Annotated in this window: 18 protein-coding genes and 1 pseudogene; 4 read left to right on the top strand and 15 right to left on the bottom strand. The window is 38.1% G+C overall.

Annotation, left to right across the window (positions count from 1 at the left end; all coding sequences use genetic code 11):
• Window positions 1-166 precede the first annotated feature (166 nt).
• The 4 genes from HHT355_RS01835 (at window position 167) to HHT355_RS13560 (ending at window position 4419) form a co-directional block, all read left to right on the top strand.
• Window positions 167-1861: a sensor histidine kinase gene (locus HHT355_RS01835; RefSeq protein ID WP_103201751.1), complete on the top strand. Its 1695-nt coding sequence runs from the start codon at window positions 167-169 to the stop codon at window positions 1859-1861.
• A 28-nt stretch (window positions 1862-1889) separates the two neighbouring features.
• Window positions 1890-3479 (top strand): response regulator transcription factor, encoded by a 1590-nt coding sequence (locus tag HHT355_RS01830; protein WP_103201750.1) that lies wholly within the window; start codon window positions 1890-1892, stop codon window positions 3477-3479.
• 308 nt (window positions 3480-3787) lie between these two features.
• Complete coding sequence (locus HHT355_RS01825) at window positions 3788-4222, top strand: CopG family transcriptional regulator (protein WP_103201749.1); 435 nt, start codon at window positions 3788-3790, stop codon at window positions 4220-4222.
• Between the two features lie 56 nt (window positions 4223-4278).
• Entirely contained in the window at window positions 4279-4419 is a 141-nt protein-coding gene (locus HHT355_RS13560) for a hypothetical protein (protein WP_158245861.1), read from the top strand.
• A 111-nt stretch (window positions 4420-4530) separates the two neighbouring features.
• Here the strand turns inward: HHT355_RS13560 and HHT355_RS14000 are convergent.
• From HHT355_RS14000 to HHT355_RS01745, 15 genes and pseudogenes are all read right to left on the bottom strand, one after another.
• Window positions 4531-6434 (bottom strand): annotated as a pseudogene (locus HHT355_RS14000) (acetyl-CoA carboxylase carboxyltransferase subunit alpha).
• 1 nt (window position 6435) lies between these two features.
• On the bottom strand, window positions 6436-7773 hold the full coding sequence (locus tag HHT355_RS01810; protein ID WP_103201746.1) for an acetyl-CoA carboxylase biotin carboxylase subunit: 1338 nt from the start codon (window positions 7771-7773) through the stop codon (window positions 6436-6438).
• Between the two features lie 27 nt (window positions 7774-7800).
• Window positions 7801-8223, bottom strand: coding sequence for a 3-hydroxyacyl-ACP dehydratase FabZ (fabZ, locus tag HHT355_RS01805; RefSeq protein WP_103201745.1), 423 nt, complete (start codon window positions 8221-8223; stop codon window positions 7801-7803).
• Between the two features lie 239 nt (window positions 8224-8462).
• Window positions 8463-8957 (bottom strand): acetyl-CoA carboxylase biotin carboxyl carrier protein, encoded by a 495-nt coding sequence (accB, locus tag HHT355_RS01800; RefSeq protein WP_242967492.1) that lies wholly within the window; start codon window positions 8955-8957, stop codon window positions 8463-8465.
• A 2-nt stretch (window positions 8958-8959) separates the two neighbouring features.
• Window positions 8960-10198, bottom strand: a complete 1239-nt coding sequence (fabF, locus tag HHT355_RS01795) for a beta-ketoacyl-ACP synthase II (protein ID WP_103202018.1) — start codon at window positions 10196-10198, stop codon at window positions 8960-8962.
• Window positions 10199-10239: 41 nt separating this feature from the next.
• A complete protein-coding gene (gene fabG, locus HHT355_RS01790; protein WP_199179139.1) occupies window positions 10240-10980 on the bottom strand; it encodes a 3-oxoacyl-[acyl-carrier-protein] reductase in 741 nt (246 codons plus the stop codon).
• A gap of 154 nt (window positions 10981-11134) precedes the next feature.
• Window positions 11135-12076: an ACP S-malonyltransferase gene (gene fabD / locus HHT355_RS01785; protein ID WP_103201743.1), complete on the bottom strand. Its 942-nt coding sequence runs from the start codon at window positions 12074-12076 to the stop codon at window positions 11135-11137.
• A 14-nt stretch (window positions 12077-12090) separates the two neighbouring features.
• Window positions 12091-13023 (bottom strand): enoyl-[acyl-carrier-protein] reductase FabK, encoded by a 933-nt coding sequence (gene fabK / locus HHT355_RS01780; protein ID WP_103201742.1) that lies wholly within the window; start codon window positions 13021-13023, stop codon window positions 12091-12093.
• Window positions 13024-13054: 31 nt separating this feature from the next.
• Window positions 13055-13297 (bottom strand): acyl carrier protein, encoded by a 243-nt coding sequence (gene acpP / locus HHT355_RS01775; protein ID WP_103201741.1) that lies wholly within the window; start codon window positions 13295-13297, stop codon window positions 13055-13057.
• 78 nt (window positions 13298-13375) lie between these two features.
• Window positions 13376-14380: a beta-ketoacyl-ACP synthase III gene (locus HHT355_RS01770; RefSeq protein WP_103201740.1), complete on the bottom strand. Its 1005-nt coding sequence runs from the start codon at window positions 14378-14380 to the stop codon at window positions 13376-13378.
• A 13-nt stretch (window positions 14381-14393) separates the two neighbouring features.
• A complete protein-coding gene (locus HHT355_RS01765) occupies window positions 14394-14864 on the bottom strand; it encodes a MarR family winged helix-turn-helix transcriptional regulator (RefSeq protein ID WP_199179138.1) in 471 nt (156 codons plus the stop codon).
• Between the two features lie 300 nt (window positions 14865-15164).
• Window positions 15165-17273, bottom strand: a complete 2109-nt coding sequence (locus HHT355_RS01760) for a glutamine synthetase III family protein (RefSeq protein ID WP_103201738.1) — start codon at window positions 17271-17273, stop codon at window positions 15165-15167.
• Between the two features lie 15 nt (window positions 17274-17288).
• Window positions 17289-17948 carry a YesL family protein gene (locus HHT355_RS01755; RefSeq protein ID WP_103201737.1) on the bottom strand — a complete coding sequence of 220 codons (660 nt, stop codon included), beginning with the start codon at window positions 17946-17948 and terminating at the stop codon, window positions 17289-17291.
• 451 nt (window positions 17949-18399) lie between these two features.
• Window positions 18400-18996, bottom strand: a complete 597-nt coding sequence (gene rbr / locus HHT355_RS01750; protein WP_103201736.1) for a rubrerythrin — start codon at window positions 18994-18996, stop codon at window positions 18400-18402.
• A 113-nt stretch (window positions 18997-19109) separates the two neighbouring features.
• Window positions 19110-20351, bottom strand: coding sequence for a DUF1015 domain-containing protein (locus HHT355_RS01745; protein ID WP_103201735.1), 1242 nt, complete (start codon window positions 20349-20351; stop codon window positions 19110-19112).
• Window positions 20352-20574: the final 223 nt, after the last annotated feature.

The raw sequence follows: 20574 nt of genomic DNA, 5'->3' as shown, positions 1-20574 counted from the left end.
TAACACCATCATACCATCGAAGCATATTACAATCTTTTAAATTTAAGGTTTATTTTTTCAATTATAAGATATATTATTTTTTTTATAAAATATAATAATACATGAAAGAATTGTCGAACTATGGTATACTCTATTGATAAATATTATAATTCGGAGCAGATGGCAGATGAAAAAAAAATCTTTTATAAACGACATATTCAGATTATTAATAATTTTAACTGTTTTGCTGTTTACCATATTGGGAATTTTTCTGTTCTCATCATACAAGATCCTGGAAAATGAAATTAAAGATTCATCAGAATCTTTTCTTGCCATTTACAGTAATGAAGCTTATAACAGCATAAATGAAATGGACGGATTGCTTAAGAATATAACATCAAGAAATGTTGATCTTGCAAAGATAAAAAGCAGCAACAGCAACGAGCGTATACTGGCATCGATTTCGTTATATAACTATATGCAGGAATTGCTGCAGGGAAAAGAAAATGTTGACTTACTGGTCATATATGATGCAAATTACGATATATGCCTTGATGCCATTAAATCCGGATTTAATTTTAACAAAAAGAACAGCCTGCGAAAGTTTACCGGTGATGTTGTTAAAACAAAGGAAATCAACAGCTTTGAATGGAATTTCCTTGAAAAGGATAATGAAACGTATTTATATAAGATGCTGCTTTCCGACAGCCGGGCTATAGCCATATATGTCAGTATCAATAATTTTTTGGCCGATCATGCCGCAGAAGGAAACGGCAATCACTCTATTGTTCTTGTAAATAAAGACGGTATCATAGGAAGAGTCTGGGGCTCTGTAACCGGTGAAATTTCACCCGGTCAGAATATAAACGGTATATCCTCTGATAACTATTATCAGGCAAAAAAAGAAATAGTACCCGGTCAGCTATATATATACAGTATTGCCAAAAAAAGCAGTATTCTTAAGCAAACCAATATAGGTATGATAATAGTAGCTGCTGCAGTCTGCCTTACTATGCTGTTTATGGTTTATGTATTAAAATTTACAAAAAAAGAAATTGCATTACCTATGCAGCATATTGTAAACGATATAGAAAGGATAAAAAACGGGGAATATGAAACCCGTATAAGCGGCAACTTCAGAAGAAGAGAATTTCAAATGCTGCAGGAAGTTACGAATCAAATGGTAGATGAAATCGTTAATTTAAAAATCCAAAGTTACGAAAAGAAAATTGAACTTCAGGATATGGAACTTAAAAGTATTAAACTACAGATAAGGCCACATTTCTTTTTAAATGCCTTAACGACAATTTCAAGCCTTAGCAGTCAGGGAAAATTTGAAGATATCAACACATATATAAATTCTCTGTCCAAAAATATCCGATATATGTTTAGGGCAGGCCTTCGGACTGTAACGGTCAAGGAAGAAATAAATCATGTAAAGAATTACTTCGAGATGCAGGAACTGAAATATCCGGGAAGTGTATTCTACCTTATTGACCTTCCCAAAGAGTTGGAAGAATGGAAAATACCGCAAATGATTATACACACTTTTATCGAAAATGAATTTAAACATGCCGTATCACTGGACAATACTTTAACTATTTTGATTAAAGTCAGTAAGCAAACATACCAGAATGAGGACATGCTGTTAATAGAAATTGAAGATGACGGGAAAGGTTATCCTAAAGAAGTAATTGATTATATGAACAATAATAAAAAACCCGACGATACAGGAAACAGAGTTGGATTATGGAGCATGAAACGCATGATGGAAATAATGTACGAAAAAGAAGGACTTATAAAAATTGAAAACCTGAATCCGTTCGGTTGTCTGAATAAAATTTATGTTCCCAGAAAAACCAAAAACAAGTTTATTGAATAATTTATAAGTCAGATTGGATGATATATAGATGAATGTATTAATAGTAGATGACGATTTTGCAACTGTAGACGTAATAAAAAATAATATAGTATGGTCCGATATGGGAATTGATGGTGTATTTACCGCCTATAATGTATCCGGTGCAAAAAGATTAATTGCACAAAACAATATAGATATTATAATCAGCGACATTGAGATGCCTCAGGAATCAGGCCTTGATTTGTTAAAATGGGTAAGAGAGAAAAATTTTGATTGTGAGTTTTTATTTTTAACCTGTCACGAAAGTTTTTCATATGCTGCCGATGCCATTCAGTATAATGCTTCGGCTTATCTTACTAAACCTTTTAACATGGATATAATGAAATTAAACCTTCAGAAAATAGTAAATAAAATAACTGAAAAAAGAAATCTTCAAAGAAGCAGCGAATACGGAAAATGGCTGGAAAAAAATCAGCGTTTTGTAAAATTAGATTTCTGGAAACAGCTATTGGAAGGTAATTATAAGGACAAAACCGAAATTATAAATGATCTTAAAGAAAGGCATTTAAGCATAAATACCGAACATTTATATACGATTATCTATATAAAACTAAGCAATATTGAAGAGGATATTGAAAAATATCAAAAAAGTGTATTTGATTTTGTAATTGAGAATGCTATTTCTGAAATTATTTCCGGAAAAAGCGAAAATGACAGTGTTGTTAAATTTCATGCCACCGATAACTATGTCCATTATTTTGTAATATCCGAAGATAACGATTGTGAATCTCTGAAGTTTAAATGCAATAAACTGATCAATACTTACAAAGACAAATTTTCTTCCGTAATAACCTGCTGCATAAGCAACCAATGCAAAATTTCAGAGATTCCACAATTCAGGCAAAAGCTTGAACAGTTAATGTACTATAACATAGGTGTCAATAATTGCGTCGTTTTTGAGAATGAAATTAAAATACCGGATAAAAACGAGATTCAGATACTTGACATAAGCAAATTGGCAAGCTATGTAACAGAAATGAACAAAAGCCTGATACTAAACTACCTTAAGCAAACTTTTAATGAACTGAGCCTCAATAATCGTCTGCACACATATTCGCTTTATCTTATAAAACAGGAAATTACACAGGTGGTCTTTGCCGACCTTATGCAAAAGGGTATTCAGGCTACGAAACTGTTTCATGAAGATTATTATATTAAATTATCGGACAGGGCTTTAGAATCAACCGTCGATATGATTCGGTGGGTTAACTATTTATTAGAGAAGACATTTGAATACGAAAAAGAAATAAAAAAATCCTCCAACTTAATATCTAAAATAAACCAATATATACATGAACATTATCATGAAGATATAGGCAGAAATCAAATTGCTGCCGAATTTTACTTAACTCCCGAATACTTGGCAAAAGTATATAAAAAGAAAACTGGTATCTCCCTTAAAAACTATATAAATGAATATCGGATTGAAAGAGCAAAAGAACTGCTTCTTACAAGTGATAAAAGTATCAGTGATATAGCAGAAGCTGTAGGATTTGATAACTTTTCATATTTTTCCACCCTGTTCAAAAAGGTGACAGGACTTTCCCCCAAAGAGTTTAAAGATAATCACAATTTATAAAAGCGCTTGAACTTTCATTAAATATTTTGCTACTTAACTTAATCATGTATAACATATATAAGGTAAAAACCTCCTATGTTATCTTTGAGATTTATAACTCTCATTCTGATAACATAGGAGGTTTTTATATAAATCAAAACTTATTTGAAATTCACTTTAAACTTCAGGTAGATTCCATTAAATGTAAATTCTCATTGACAATTATTGTAATTTAAATTATACTCTATATATACTCCAATCAGAGTATATTAGCATAGTTTTTGGAGTATTTTTATTAAAATTTAATATTAGTAAAAAGGATGGTATATATGGACAATAACAGAACCGAAAAAGCTACTATAAATATCGGAATAATGGAATTGGCACAGATAGATTTGCTTGTTGAAAACATGATTTATACAAACAGAAGTGATTTTATCAGAACAGCTATACGCAACCAACTTGAGATGCACAAATCTGATATCGAAAGATTATACCTACAGACCAAAGCAAATTCATTTGAACCTGAAAGCCAGGTACAAGGCGGAATCGGCATTTACAGATTAAGAAAGGCTGCACTCTCAGACGCAATGAAATCGAATAAAAAGCTTCACATAATGGTTATGGGGATTTTGCTTATTGATAAAGATATAAGTCCTGAATTATTTGAAGCAACCGTAAAATCAATTAAAATCTACGGAAAGATTCAAGCCCAAAAATCAATTTTGGAATTAATTAACAGAAAGGGGATAAAAAGTGATTAAAAAAGAAGACAGGAAAAAATTGACTTGCTAGCTGTCGATAGTGTCGGCTACCCCATGTGGTGGCTTTAATTAAATCAAAAGGAGAAAAACTGGGAAGCCTGATTGACGAATTTCAATTTGTCAGACCTGTAAAGACCCAGGATTTAAAATGTCCTTACGGAGGAATTTTTACAATAACTAAGACAAACCGAAACTGAAGGCAAAACCAAACTGCTTATACTGTTTCGGCTTGCCTTATTTATATTTAAATTAATAATTTGTAGTATTATTTTTTTCTAATTACCGTTTATATATAATATTATTATGAATCATATGTTCCTGAATTTCTTATAACGTCTTTCCCTCATTTCGTCGCAAGACAAAGTCATAAGTTCATCAATATCCTTTTTAATGACTTCCTTTACCTTATTTGCCACAAAGTCATAGTCGTTATGGGCCCCTCCCGGAGGTTCGGGTATAATCCCGTCAATTATTCCGAACCGGTATAAGTCCTGTGCCGTCAGTTTCATATCCTTTGCGGCTGTTTCGGCTTTGGAAGCGTCTTTATATAATATGCTGGCAAACCCTTCCGGAGAAAGAATTGAATAAATAGCATGTTCCAGCATATATACCCTATCGGCCACTCCGATAGCCAAAGCACCGCCGCTTCCTCCTTCGGAAATAACTACAGATATAATCGGGGTATTAAGCATCATCATCTGAGCCAAATTGGTAGCGATAGCTTCTCCCTGCCCCCTTTCTTCGGCACCGATACCGCAGAAGGCACCGGGAGTATCAATAAAGCAGATTATGGGGCGACCGAATTTTTCTGCCTGCTTCATTAAGCGAAGGGCTTTTCTGTATCCTTCGGGATGAGGCATGGAGAAATTTCTTGCTATATTCTCTTTTGTATTTCGGCCTTTTTGCTGGGCTATAACCGTAACCGGAATGTCATTAAAAAAGGCTATTCCACCTACAATTGCCCGGTCTTCACCGTAAAATCTGTCACCGTGCAATTCAATGAAACCGTCAAATATCCTTTCGATATAATCAAGTCCGGTAGGCCGAAGCGGCATCCGTGCCAATTTTACTTTCTCCCAAGGTGTTAATTCCATTGCGCCCCTCCTAACTATTTGCATGTCTTAATTCTGTATTATTCATGTGCGCAGGCATCATTATCAATTATACCTGAGATTTCTATACTTATTTTATTATTCTTATTATTGCCGGATAAAATTTTCCGGTTTATCTGTAAATTATTCTACGGTTTGTCAGTTTCCGAATTATCATTAGTATTTTCCGTATTTTCTTCTATGATATTACTCGGTTTATCTGCCGGATTTGCAAAATAACGGGGATTTTCTTTATAGTGAAGTTTTAGCAGTGCTCCCAAAGTTTCTCTCATCTTATCTCTTGTCACTATCATATCCACAAAACCGTGTTCAAGTAAAAATTCCGACCTCTGAAAACCTTCGGGAAGCTTCTGCCCTATGGTCTGCTCGATAACTCTCGGTCCCGCAAAACCGATTAGGGCTCCCGGTTCCGCCAGTATAATATCCCCCAGCATGGCAAAACTGGCGGTAACACCGCCGGTTGTGGGATCAGTAAGTACCGTAATATACAATAATCCCGCTTCGCTGTGCCTTGATGCGGCACCGCTTACTTTGGCCATCTGCATAAGAGAGAAAATCCCTTCCTGCATTCTCGCCCCGCCGGATGCGGTAAAGATAATGACAGGAAGCTTCTCTTTCGTTGCCCTTTCAAATAATCTGGTCAGTTTTTCTCCGATAACGGTACCCATACTGCCCATAAAAAAGGCAGCATCCATAACCCCTATATATACGGTAATACCGCATATGCTGCCTTTTCCCGTAACAAGGCCGTCCACAAGGCCGGTTGCGTTCTGGGTTTTGACCAGTTTATCGGCATAACCGGGAAAGTTTAAAGGATCCCTTGTCGTAAGCTGCTGATCCGTTTCAACAAAGGTATCCTCATCCATAACCATGGCCAACCGTTCATATGCGGATACTTTAAAATAATATCCACATTCACATATCTTCATATTCTTTAAAAGAAGTTTAGTATAAATGATATTGCCGCAAGCGGGACATTTTGTCATAATCCCCTGGGGTACATTCGGTTTTTCTTCTTCAGGTCCCAACCTATCCTGCGGTCTTGAACGGTAGATTTTTGATGTGGCATATTTTTTTGTCCTAAACAAATTTTTATTCATATTACTTCTTTCCTTCGATTAAGCCTGTATTATAATGTCCCGAGATGATTTCTTCCCTTTCAAAAAGCTCAAATTGAAAATCAACGTTTGTTTCTATGCCGTCAATTATAAGCTCCGAAAGAGCCCTCTTCATCCTGTCTATAGCTTCTTCCCTGTTTTTACCGTGGGCTATAATTTTCGCCAGCATAGAATCATAACAGGGCGGCACCATATAGCCGGGATATAAGGCGCTGTCTACCCGGATACCCGGGCCTCCCGGGAACAACACATTTTTCACTAGACCCGGACAAGGCATAAAGCCCCGTTTAGGATCTTCAGCATTAATTCTGCATTCGATAGCATGGCCTCTAAATTCAATATCCTTTTGGCGAAAGCTAAGTTTTTCACCGGCCGCTATCTTTATCTGTTCCTTTATTAAATCAATTCCGGTAACCATCTCTGTCACAGGATGTTCTACCTGGATTCTCGTATTCATTTCCATGAAATAAAAATTATTCTGATTATCAAGTAAAAATTCTATGGTTCCCGCATTGACATACCCCGTGGCTTTTGCTGCTTTTACTGCCGCGTTTCCCATTTTGGCACGAAGGTCCTTACTCATAACCGGACATGGGGATTCTTCCATAAGTTTTTGATTTCTCCTTTGGACGGAGCAGTCCCTTTCCCCAAGGTGTACTACGTTTCCGTATTTGTCTGCCAAAATCTGAAATTCTACATGCTTGGGATTAATAATCAGCTTTTCCATATAGACTTTATCGTCGCCGAAAGCAGCCTTTGCTTCACTTCTGGCTGACATAATGGCTTTCTCAAGCTCATCGGCGGAGTATACCGCCCGCATGCCCTTGCCCCCGCCTCCGGCTGAGGCTTTTATCATAACGGGGTATCCTATATGTTCCGCAAGTTTTTTTGCTTCCTTTATGCTTTCTATTTCTCCGTCAGAGCCCGGTATCACGGGAACCCCTGCTTTTTGCATGGTTTCTCTGGCTTTTGATTTATTTCCCATCAGTTCGATCGTATCTGCATTTGGTCCTATAAATGTTATGTTGCAATCTTCACACATTCTGGCGAAAGCACTGTTTTCCGCCAAAAAGCCAAAGCCGGGATGAATGGCTGTAGCTCCTGTGAGAACGGTGGCACTTATTATATTTTGCATATTCAGATAGCTGTCTTTCGACCTGTCGGGACCTATGCATACCGCTTCGTCGGCCATCAGCACATGCAAAGCTTCCCTGTCCGCTTCGGAATATACAGCCACGGTTTCAATGCCCATTTCTTTGCAGGCACGGATAATCCGAACTGCAATTTCTCCGCGATTTGCAATCAATATTTTATGAAACATTCTGATTCTCCCATCTGCTTATGCATTTTACATTATTGCAAATGTAAGTATAGCTTCTGCTGCCACTTCATCTTCTACATAAGCGACCGCAGAACCCACTCCGAAATTACCCTTGTCTTTTATTATTTTTACTTCAAGTTTTAGAACATCTCCTGGAACTACCTGCCGTCTGAATTTTACTTTATCCATACCTCCAAAATATACGATTTTGCCTTCATTTTTCTTTAAGGAAAGCATAACTATGGCTCCTGTCTGTGCCAGAGCTTCCAGGATAATTACTCCCGGCATAACAGCTTTTCCCGGAAAATGACCTGCAAAATAAGGTTCATTCATTGTAACGTTTTTAACGCCTAACCCGTATATTCCCGGTTCCAGCTCATCTATACGGTCCACCAATAGAAAAGGTGGACGGTGAGGTATTATTTTTTGGATATCATCTACATTTAACATAATAATCCCTTTCTATGACCATAGCAACCTATTTTTTCCATTTATACAAAATTTAATATAACATGATTCGTCAAAATTTTATATATTCAAGTATAGCTTTCCTTAGAATCCAAAATAAAAATTTATAAACTTACATCAAATCTAAAATTTACTTAACGTCTTTATACAAAGAGCACAAATGATTTTTTATTAGAAGTCGGAGATTTTATAAGCACAGCTTTTATAAGAGAAAGCAATTCTTACTTAACAAGGAAAAGGGGTTGGCCGTATTCTACCATCTGCTCATTTTCTACAAGGCACTCCACAATTTCCCCGTCCACATCGCTTTCGATTTCATTCATAAGTTTCATAGCCTCAATAATGCAGACTATTTGCCCTTTCTTCACCTTATCCCCAACCTGTACATAAGGCGGTTTATCCGGAGCAGGCTTAGCATAGAATGTCCCTACCATTGGAGCTACAATCTTTTTATACTGATCTATATCTTTACTATCTTTGTTATCCGTTTTTTCTTCTGTGATTTCTTTTTGAGAATCTAACGGTTTAATTTCAGCAGATTTTGCATCATTAATATTCGGTCTTGCTTCTTTTACATCGGATGCAAGGTCCGGTTCACTTGTTTTTACCCCGTCTTTTTCGAGAATAAGCTTAAAATCTTCTTTTTCAATCAAAATCTTGCTGAGACCGGCCTTGGTCATTTCCTGCATCAGGCCGATTATTTCATTATATTTCACGGCTATACCTCCATATTTTTAAAGATTAAGCTTGCATTATGGCCTCCGAAACCTAAACTGTTGGACATTACATAGGATAGCTTTCCTTCTCTGCCGGTATTTGGTACATAATCCAAATCGCATTCCTCATCTTTAACCTTAAGGCCTATAGTCGCGGGTATAAAGCCCTCTTCAATAGCCTTTACACACACAATTGCTTCCACGGCCCCGGCTGCTCCCAGCAAATGTCCTATCATGGATTTAGTTGAACTTATAGGGATATTATATATATCTTTACCAAAAGCTGCTTTCATTGCCAGAGTTTCCAGCCTGTCGTTTATCGGTGTACTTGTACCGTGAGCATTCACATAAGAGATATCCTTGGGGGTAATACCCGCTTCATTCATGGCATTTTTCATGGATAATGTGCCGCCGTATCCTTCAGGGTCCGGGGCAGTAATATGGTAAGCGTCACAAGTTGCTCCGTAACCGACTATTTCCGCATAGATTTTGGCTCCTCTTTTTTTGGCATGTTCATATTCTTCCAGGAGCAATATACCTGCGCCTTCTCCCATAACGAAACCGTCTCTTTCTTTATCGAAAGGAATTGAGGCCCTAAGAGGATCTTTGCTGGTCGACAATGCCTTTAGAGCATTAAAACCGGCAATACCTAAAGGAGTAATTGAAGCTTCGGTCCCTCCGGCTAAAATAACATCGGCATACCCGTGCTTGATATACCTGAAAGCTTCACCAATGCAATGGCTGCCGGTGGCACAGGCTGTAACTACATTGGAACATATTCCCCTGGCTCCGAATTTTATGGCTATATTGCCCGCAGCCATATTTGTGATAACCATAGGTATGAATAAAGGATCTATTCTTCTTGGTCCTTTCTCCAAAAGGACTCTTTCCTGTTTTTCAATATTCGCAAGCCCGCCTATGCCTGAACCGACTATCACACCAAAGCGGTCTTTATCCAGGCTTTCAGGATCAATAGCAGCATCTTCCAAAGCCTGAGCGGCGGCCACTACGGCAAATTGTGAAAACCGGTCCATTCTTCTGCTTTCTTTTACATCGATATATGGCTTCGGATCAAAATTTTTAACAGATGCGGCCAATTTGACTTCAAAATTTTCCGTATCAAAGCCTGTAATAAAGTCAATACCGCAAACTCCGGCTTTGACATTGTCAAAAAATTCTTTGACGTTGTTTCCAATGGGCGTAACAGCGCCCAAACCTGTTATCACTACTCTGTAATTCATGCAGTTTCCCTCCATGCCGTTTAATTCGGCATATAATATAATCACATAACCATTCCACCGTCTACAGACAACACCTGGCCAGTTATATAATTGGCAGCTTCAGATGCAAGAAAACATACGGCGCCTGCAACTTCGGAAGCTTCTCCAAAACGGCCCATCGGAATAGCAGCAATGCTAGCTTCCTTTACCTTATCGGGAAGCGCATCAGTCATGTCTGTCTTTATAAATCCCGGTGCAACGGCATTTACCGTTATACCTTTACGGGCTAGCTCCCTGGCAGCCGATTTTGTCAAGCCGATTACCCCCGCTTTAGATGCGGCATAATTTGCCTGGCCTATATTGCCCGCTAATCCTACAACGGAGGATATATTTATAATTTTTCCGTATCGCTGTTTTAACATAATCTTTGCCGCATGCTTCATGCAAAAAAATGTGCCTTTTAAATTGACATCCATAACGGCATCAAATTCTTCTTCTGTCATCCTCATTAGCAAATTATCCTTATTAATGCCTGCATTGTTAACCAGAATATCAATCTTATTATATTTCTTTACTGCTTCCTCAATCAGGTATTTTGCTTCTTCTTCCCGGCTTACATCGGCTTTGACTGCAATAGCTTCACCGCCAAGCCTGCTTATGGTCTGGATAAGTTCCTCAACCTGTGATAAACTGTTTCTGTAATTTAAAACCACCTTTGCACCATACTCTGCAAACTGCAATGCTATTGCTCTTCCTATGCCTCTTCCGGCACCTGTTATTACAGCGATTTTTTCTTTAAGCATATCCGACTCCATTTCTTAATTATTTTTATAAATATAAGTGCAAAAAATTATATTATTATCTGTTTATTTTTAAGTTCGCATCTAGGCTTTAATATAATGTCTTGATAATCTAAAGTAATGGTTTCTTTAATCCCATTCATTGTTTTTACTACGATTAGTTTATCTTTTTCAGTGCCGCTGCGGTTTCTTCCAGGGATTTTATATCATCCACATGATATACCTTAAGGTTGCGGTTGATTTTCCTTACAAAAGAGGATAAGGTCTTACCGGGTCCCACCTCAACAAAATGGTCTACTCCGTCTTCAACCATTTTTCGCACAGACTGTTCCCACAAAACACTTTTCATTACCTGTCGGTACAGCAAGTCTTTAACATCCTCCACCGACTTAATATAATCGGCGGTAACGTTGCTTATAACCGGAATGTTCATATGTCCCAGGGTTATATTGTCCAATTCTTTTTTTAGCTTTTCTGCCGCGGGAAAAAGCAATTCCGTATGAGAAGGAGTACTCATCGAAAGGAATATGCATTTTAAAGCACCTTCACTTTCGGCTATTTTAGCCGCTTCCTCCACAGCTTTTGCTTCCCCTCCTATGACTATCTGTCCGGGACAGTTAAAGTTTGCCGGTTCTACCAGGCCATACTCTTTTGCCTTTTGGCAAACTTCCCTTACCTTTTCTTCGGTAAGACCCAAAACGGCACACATTTTACCCTTACCTTCAGGAACAGCTTCCTCCATAAATCTGCCTCTTTTTCTAACCAGACCGATTACCTGGGACTGGGTAAAGACACCGCTGACCGTTAAAGCGGTATATTCGCCAAGGCTAAGGCCAGCCGTTACATGGGGCATAACATTGTATGTCCTTAAAGCCGCATATGCCGCAAGGGAAACGGTAACAATAGCCGGCTGCGTATTTTCGGTCCGGTCCAGGTCTTCTTTCTTTCCGTTAAATATCATCTCAGAAAAATTAAAACCCAGGCATTCATCTGTAATATCAAATACTTCCCTGCATTGCTCAAAACTGTCACACAGCTCCTTTCCCATGCCGACATATTGTGAGCCCTGACCGGGAAAGATAAACGCTATTTTCCTCATTAAACCACCCTATTCTAATTCCAGTCTTTATTTAACAGTTTTGATGCATCTTCCATCATTTCTTTTATTATTTCCTTGCAGCTTTGCTCTTTGTTTACCATTGCGGCAACCTGTCCTGCCATAATGCTTCCGTACTCCATATCCCCATCAAAAACAGCTCTGGCCAATGCTCCGGATCCAAGCTTTTCATACTCTTCCTTCGAAGCCAGGCTTTCATCCAGCTCAAAAAATTTTCGGCTTAATTTATTTTTAATTACCCTCACCGGATGTCCTGTACGGCGCCCTGTAACAACGGTATCAATATCCTTGGCATTAAGTACTTTTTTCTTGTAATTTTCATGTATAGTACATTCAAATGCGGTTAAAAACCGGGTCCCGACCTGTACCCCTTCAGCCCCAAGCATAAACGCTGCGGCAACCTGCCTGCCGTCTGCTATGCCGCCGGCTGCTATAACAGGTACATCCACCGCGTCGACAATCTGCGGAACAAGTACCATAGTAGTCAGTTCCCCGACATGTCCCCCCGCTTCTGTGCCTTCGGCAATAACCGCATCAGCACCGCATCTTACCATCCTTTTGGCTATGGCTACGGAAGGAACTACAGGTATTACCTTTATATCATGGGCTTTCCACATATCCATATATTTTGACGGAGTCCCGGCACCGGTGGTAACCACTTTAACCCCTTCTTCGCAAACCATTTTTGCTATCTCATTGGCATTATTGCTTAAGAGCATTATGTTTACTCCAAAAGGTTTGGACGTCATTTTTTTTGCTTTCCTGACCTCTTCCCTAATAAGTTCCACCGGAGCGGTACCTCCCGCTATAATTCCGAGTCCTCCGGCTTCTGATACGGCTGCTGCCAGGGAAGCATTTGCTATCCATGCCATAGCTCCCTGAAATATGGGATACTCAATATTTAACATCTCACATATTCGTGATTTCATTTTTTAAGCTCCTGTCTAAATAGATTTCTTACTATTCTTCTACATTTTCCAATCTTTTTTCCAGATAAGCCTCAATATCACCTATTGTATTTATGTTCTCGGTATCCTCTGTTGGTATCTCAATATCAAATTCTTCTTCCAGACTCATAATAATTTGAAAAAGATCCAAAGAATCTGCATTTAAATCATCTTTTAGCGATGTCTCGGGTCTTAATTCCTCTGCGTCTATTCCCAATTGCTCTGCTATAATTTCTTTAACTTTTTTCATATCCATAATTCAAATCCTCCTTAAAGCTATTAATATAATAGATATATATATTTTTATGAACCCGGGTATATACCCGGTTTATTACTAATTCCACTTTAGGATGACAGATCCGCCTGTCATACCTCCGCCAAAACCGACCAGTACCACTATGTCACCGGATTTTATCCCCGTATCTTTAGCAAGCTCATCCAAAGCTATTCCTATACTTGCCGCCGATGTATTTCCGTATCGGTCCAGATTCATATAGAAGCGGTCTACTGAAATCCCACTCAATTTTGAAGCCTGTTCGAATATTCTCTGATTGGCCTGATGGGGTATAATATACCGAATATCGTCCGAATTAAGGCCTGTTTTCTTTAATACCGCTTCTATGTTATCGATAATAGTCCGGACAGCAAATTTAAATACCTCCTGACCTGCCATCTTTATAACAGACCTTGTATCATTATACAAATCTGCCTGAGAATTTTTACCACCGACACTGACATAAGGATTTTTAAGCGGTACAGCCGGACATGTCAAAAGCTTATATTTGCTTCCGTCAGATTCCAGATTGGATGCAAGAATAATTCCCCCTTTATCGGACTGAGATAATACTACTGCTCCGGCTCCGTCCCCGAATAAAACACAGGTTGATCTGTCTTCCCAATCCAGAATTTTGGATAAAACCTCGGTGCCTATTACAAGAACATTACGGTACATACCGCTTTTAATAAACTGCTCTGCAGTAACAATCCCGTAAATCATTCCTGTACATGCAGCGACAAGATCAAAAGCAGCCGCATTTTTTGCCCCCAATCTTTGCTGAACCATACATGCACAGGACGGCATAAAATAGTCGGGTGTTATGGTCGCACATATTATAAGATCTATATCTTCAGGTTGCAGACCAGCATCCTTTATAGCCCGTGTTCCTGCTTCATAAGCAAGATCAGAAGTGTTTAATCCGGATGAAATTCTCCGTTCACGAATCCCTGTTCTGGTCCTGATCCATTCATCACTGGTTTCAACCATTTTACTTAAATCGTCGTTGGTCATTATATTGTCGGGTACAAAACTTCCTGTCCCTATTATGGCTGCATGGCCCATTATGGTAGTCCTCCTATTGACTTTGCTGATTCTCGCCTGAATAATTATATATGTCCTTCAAATGGTTATTTAACTTTCTAAGCGCACAAAGCAGCACTTCTTCCTCCTGTGAAGTAAAATCATTCATAATAGCCTTTACCATATCCAAATGAAACTTTTCGTGAACACGATAGGCTAACTTTCCTTTCTTGGTCAGACTCACATTTACTATTCTGCGGTCTACATCACTTCTTTTTCTTTCTACATATCCTTTCTTAATCAGCTTGTCGATCGCAGTAGTCAAAGTCCCCATCGTAATATTTAGTTCCGATGCTACTTCTGACATGGTTTTCGAACCGTAAAGGCCTACTGCTTCAAGCGTATGGATTTCGGTTATGGAAAGATCTTTAAACACTCCTGTTTTTATCGCGTATTCCTCAATATGGATTACATCTTCGTAAATCTCAACCAGTAGTTTGTTAATCTCTAAAATTCTCTCTTTCACATAATCCACTCCTAAGTAAGTAAAAATAACTCATTATGTTCTAATAAATTAATAATTATTTTGGTAGTCAAATATTTTGATAATCAAAATATATATTATAATACATTCTATGTCAAGAAATTTTTTTAGATACAATTTGCTAATAATGGTTTAATAAAATTTATATTCAGCCTATTTATTACAGGTGTAAATATTTATTTAAATATAAAATCATAAAATTAAACATAAAACCATAGTAAAAAGGCCAAGAAAGTAAATCTTTTCTTTCTCGGCCTTTTATCATATGTATCTTCACTATATTTATATCTCAAACAATAACTCCCCATATGTAGGCACCGGCCATAACTCCCTGTCAACTATAAGCTCAAGGGTATCAATCGGTGTACGAAGTGCTTCCATGGCCGGTTTAACTTTCTCATAGAAAAACCGTGCTTTCTTTTCTCCGTCAGCTATCCCCTCTGCCTCTTTTATCAGATCACGAAGTTTTTGCAATGCACTTTGAGCCTCGGACAATAATCCGGAAGTCTTTATTAGCAGTTCCTTTTGTACCGATATATCGGCTTCCGGTACTGCTTCTTTTACGGAATTAATCGAATCCGCCAATATTTTCGTATATTTTACTACCGCAGGGATGAATTGCGAGCCTGCCATGGATATCATGGTTTTGGCTTCTATATTAAGTGTCTTGGCATACGAATCAAATAGTACATCCCGACGTGACATAAGTTCTGTTTTCGAAAAGACATTATGTTTTTCAAACAGTTTAACAGCCTTTTCCGTAACCAATGCGGGAATAGCATCCACCATGGACCTTAAATTAGGTAAGCCTCTTCTTTCAGCCTCCTCAATCCATTCCTGTGAATATCCGTTCCCGTTATATATAACTCTTATATGTTCGGTTATAGTTCTTTTAATCAGATCATGAACGGCCAAATTAAAGTCTTCAGCTTGTTCAAGCTCATCAGCCATTTCACTAAGAACATCGGCCACTATGGTGTTAATCACAGTGTTTGCCATGCCTACTGACATAGAAGAACCAACCATTCTGAATTCAAATTTATTTCCTGTAAATGCAAAAGGAGATGTCCGGTTCCGGTCACTGGCATCTTTATAAAGCTCAGGAATGGTATGTACACCGACATTTATTTTTCCGCCGACCATACAGCTTTTTGCTTCCCCGTTTTTCATAATCTGATTTAGCACGTCTTCCAGCTGAGTCCCAATATATACCGATATTATAGCTGGAGGAGCTTCATGTCCACCAAGCCTGTGATCATTACCCGGATTTGCGGCTGACACCCTCAGTAAATCAGCATGCATATCCACAGCCTTTATAACAGCTGTAAAGAACAGCAAAAATTGAGTATTTTCGTGAGGAGTTTTACCGGGATCCAGTAAATTCCTACCCGTATCTGTAACCAGCGACCAGTTATTGTGTTTTCCTGACCCGTTTACCCCGGCAAAAGGTTTTTCATGAAGCAGGCATGCCAGATTGTGACGATTGGCAATCCGCTTCATGGATTCCATTATTAGCTGATTATGATCGGTCGCTATATTTGCGGTTGTAAAAATCGGAGCCAGTTCATGCTGGGCGGGAGCCGTTTCATTATGCTGTGTCTTTGCCGTTACACCCATCTTCCACAGTTCAATATTCAATTCTTTCATAAATGAAGCTACCCGTTCTTTAATGTTTCCGAAATAATGGTCCCCCAATTCCTGACCTTTAGGAGGCATGGCTCCGAATAAAGTTCTTCCCGTAAATATAAGATCGTCCCGCTTTAAATATTTGGATTTGTCGATAAGAAAATATTCCTGCTCCGGCCCTACCGTCGGGTAAACATGTTTTATATCGGTATGGCCGAAAAGTTTTAATATTCTTAAAACCTGTTTATTTAAAGCCTCCATGGACCTAAGAAGCGGTGTTTTCATATCCAGGGCTTCTCCGGTATACGAACAAAATGCTGTAGGTATGCATAATGTCACACCCAAAGCATCCTCCCTTAAGAATGCCGGTGAAGTACAATCCCAGGCGGTGTAACCTCTGGCTTCAAAGGTTGCCCGTAATCCTCCGGAAGGAAAGGATGATGCGTCCGGCTCTCCTTTTATCAGTTCCTTTCCCGAAAATTCCATTATAATTTTTCCGTCAGAAGTTGGACTTATAAATGAATCATGCTTTTCAGCGGTTATTCCGGTCATGGGCTGAAACCAATGGGTATAGTGGGTTGCTCCCCTCTCGATTGCCCAGTCCTTCATGGCGTTGGCAACCACTTCCGCCACATTAGGGTCCAGGTCCTCCCCGTTTTCAATAGTCTTTTTTAAAGCACTGTATATTTTTTTTGGAAGTCTTTCAATCATTACCGCATCGCTGAACACATCTATACCGAATATATCAGTTAATTTTTCCGACATATGTTTTTCTCCCCCTTATTCCAAATACCACTCATCTTTACCGGTTTCTTCCCCCGGTCCTTCAGATTTTGGCATATATTTCTTAAATATTCTTTCCATCATAAACGAATTAACCAAAGCAACAGTTGCCGGGGCAATAAAGATAAAGGGAAAAAAGAAAATAACGATAACCACTGCGGCAACATTTACGACTATCATTAAAATTGTAAAATGTACATGCCTCATCGACATATAAACAGCCGCTTTGAATAACTGCTTTACTGTCATATCAAACCGGGAAAGAATAGGAAAAACATATATGGAAAAGCTGACAACCAAAAACGCGATTCCTAAAAATATACCCATAAGAAGAGACCCTTTACTGCTGTCCGGCTCTGTAAGTCCCCATGCATAAAGTAAATCAAATCCTAAAACAATATATGCAAGTGTAAGTAATATTCCTATTATGGCACCTCTTTTGAAATTAAGCTTGAATGACCGGAAGAACTCTTTGAAAATATATCCCCTTTCTCTGCGGATAACTTTTACAACCGCATAATACAGGGCTGTGCTGGCCGGACCTATGGTAACAATAGGTAAACAAAGAGTAATATAAACAATACTTACAAAAAGCATATCACACACTTTTGCCAGCAGTTGAAAAACCGGATTTTCCAAATTAAAAAAACTGCTCATAGTAATCTCCCTTGTATATAATAATTTAAAAATATAATAGCATTTACACTGACTTTATTATTTTTGCTGTAGCATTAATATACCATATAAAATGCTTATCATTATGCACTAATCTGCTTTCGGCGAGTTAGTAGCTCCAATGCTTCGCATTGTCGCTCACGTTGCACTTATCGAAGGAAAACCCTGCGTTTTATAGTGACATTATCATGTCACTTAAAACGTACTGTTTTCCTTCGCCTAATCTGCTTATTCGTGTATATTTTAACACACTTTATTTTGATATCAAAGAAAAATATTGCATGTCGATTTTTACTGTCGGTCTATTTTCGCCGTTTTATTTTTTGACGTCGATTTTAATAAATACCCGGTTGGAGATACCAGCCGGGTTATTATAAAGTATTTGAAATATGAACTGATGTCAATCACCATATTACTTATATTATTAGATAATTTAGAAGCAGTCATCCAGCAGTTGGAAATATGCTTGGGGATGAGCACATGCAGGGCATACTTCCGGAGCGGCATCTCCCTCATGCACATATCCGCAGTTGAGGCACTTCCAGTAAACCTTGCCGTCTTTCTTGAAAACTCTGCCGGTTTCGATATTCTCTAAAAGCTTCTTATATCTTTCCTCATGATGTTTCTCTACTTTTGCAATCAAAAGGAAACGTTCTGCAATATCGTCAAATCCTTCTTCTTTTGCTACCTTTGCAAAAGCGGGATAATCAACTTCGCTTTCCTCGTGTTCACCTGCTGCGGCAGCCTTTAAGTTAGCAACTGTGTCTCCATATGCAAACGGATAAGTAGCATTTATCTCAACCGGAGCAGGATTTTCTCCGTCAAGGTATTTTTGAGCCAGTTTCAGGAATACTTTAGCATGTTCTTTTTCATTCTCTGCTGTTTCCATAAAAATATTTTGAATCTGTTTATATCCTTCTTTGCCTGCTACGGAAGCATAGTAGGTGTATCTTAACCTTGCCTGTGCCTCACCTGCAAATGATTTCATAAGATTTTCCAATGTCTTTGTGCCTCTTAAACTCTTACTCATATTTGACCTCCTATGTATAAGTTTTATAATAAATGATATATTGATATGATTTATCAATACATCCGATATTATAGCATTAAATGTGAAATAAATCACCAATTATATCAATATTCCTAAGATAACGCATGTATGAAAAGTCCGCTTCTAAGTTTTGGTTCAAACCAAGTTGATTTCGGGGGCATTAGCTTACCTGCATCCGACACGGCAAACAGCTCCTCAATTGATGTAGGATACATGGAAAATGCTACTTTCATATCTTTGGATGTCCGTCTTTCCAATTCTTTTAATCCTCGGATTCCACCTATAAAATCAATTCTTTTATCTCTTCTCGGATCTTTAATTCCTAAAACAGGTTCAAGCAAATAATCCTGAAGAATAGAAACATCCAGAGATTTTACAGGGTCATTGCTGCATCTTATAATATCTTTGGCTTTCAGGCTATACCAGTATCCGTTAAGCAGCATTCCAATTTCCCCTTTTTCTTTCGGGGTATAAGGCTCTTTTCCCAATTTGGTTACTACAAAATTGACTTCAACTTTCTTTAGGAATTCTTCTTCCGTATATCCGTTCAGATCAGCTACCGTCCTATTATACGGCAAAATCATTAATTGATCATGGGGAAATAAAACGGATAAGAAGAAGTTAAACTCCTCATTTCCCGTATATCCCGGATTATCTCCCCTTCTTTTTAAACCCACCTTGACGGCAGAAGCGGCCCTGTGGTGGCCGTCCGCTATGTAAATTTCCCGAATACCGTCAAAACATTTTTGAATAACATTAATTTTCTCTCCATCTGCTATTCTCCAGACATGATGGCCGATTCCGTCTGTTGATGTAAAATAATAAAGAGGTTCCTCTTTTTTGACTTTATCTATAATCTCATTAATTGTCTGTTGTGATCTATAGGCTAAAAATATGGGTCCTGTCTGGGCATTGCAGATATCTACATGTTTTATTCTGTCAATCTCTTTATCTTCTCTTGTATTTTCGTGCTTTTTTATAACATTATTAAGATAATCGTCTATAGAGGCACAGGCAACCAGTCCTGTCTGAGCCCGTCCGTCCATCACCAGTTCGTACACATAATAACACTCATCATTATCGGTTATAAAATAGCCGTCTTTAATCATATTTTCCAACAGTTCTTTTGCTTTTTTGTATACTCTTTCATCGTATGTATCCACATCATCATCAAAATTTGTCTCCGCACGATCAATCCTTAAAAAAGACAAAGGTTCCCGCTCTACTTCCTGTTTTGCTTCAGACCTGCTGTATACGTCATATGGGAGTGCAGCAATTCTTCCGGCAAACTCTTTAGCAGGCCTTATGCATCGAAAGGGTCTCACTATGGCCATATTTTTCCATTCTCCTTATTATCTATTATTTATCAAAATTCAACAGACTTTTCTCTGAAAAAATCTATATAAAGTACTACTATAATAATTTAAATGAAATGCTTTTTCAAGTTATATAACTAATATTTAATAATTACTCAAAATTATAAATATAATTCAATTTTTTATGTCGGGATTTTCTGATTAAACATTATTTATATAAAGAAGAAGCGCACTTTTGGCT

This window comes from Herbinix hemicellulosilytica (assembly GCF_002904165.1).
Taxonomy (GTDB): Bacteria; Bacillota; Clostridia; order Lachnospirales; family Lachnospiraceae; genus Mobilitalea; species Mobilitalea hemicellulosilytica.
The sequence above is the reverse complement of the archived record's forward strand: the minus strand, read 5'-3'. Positions and strand labels throughout refer to the sequence as shown.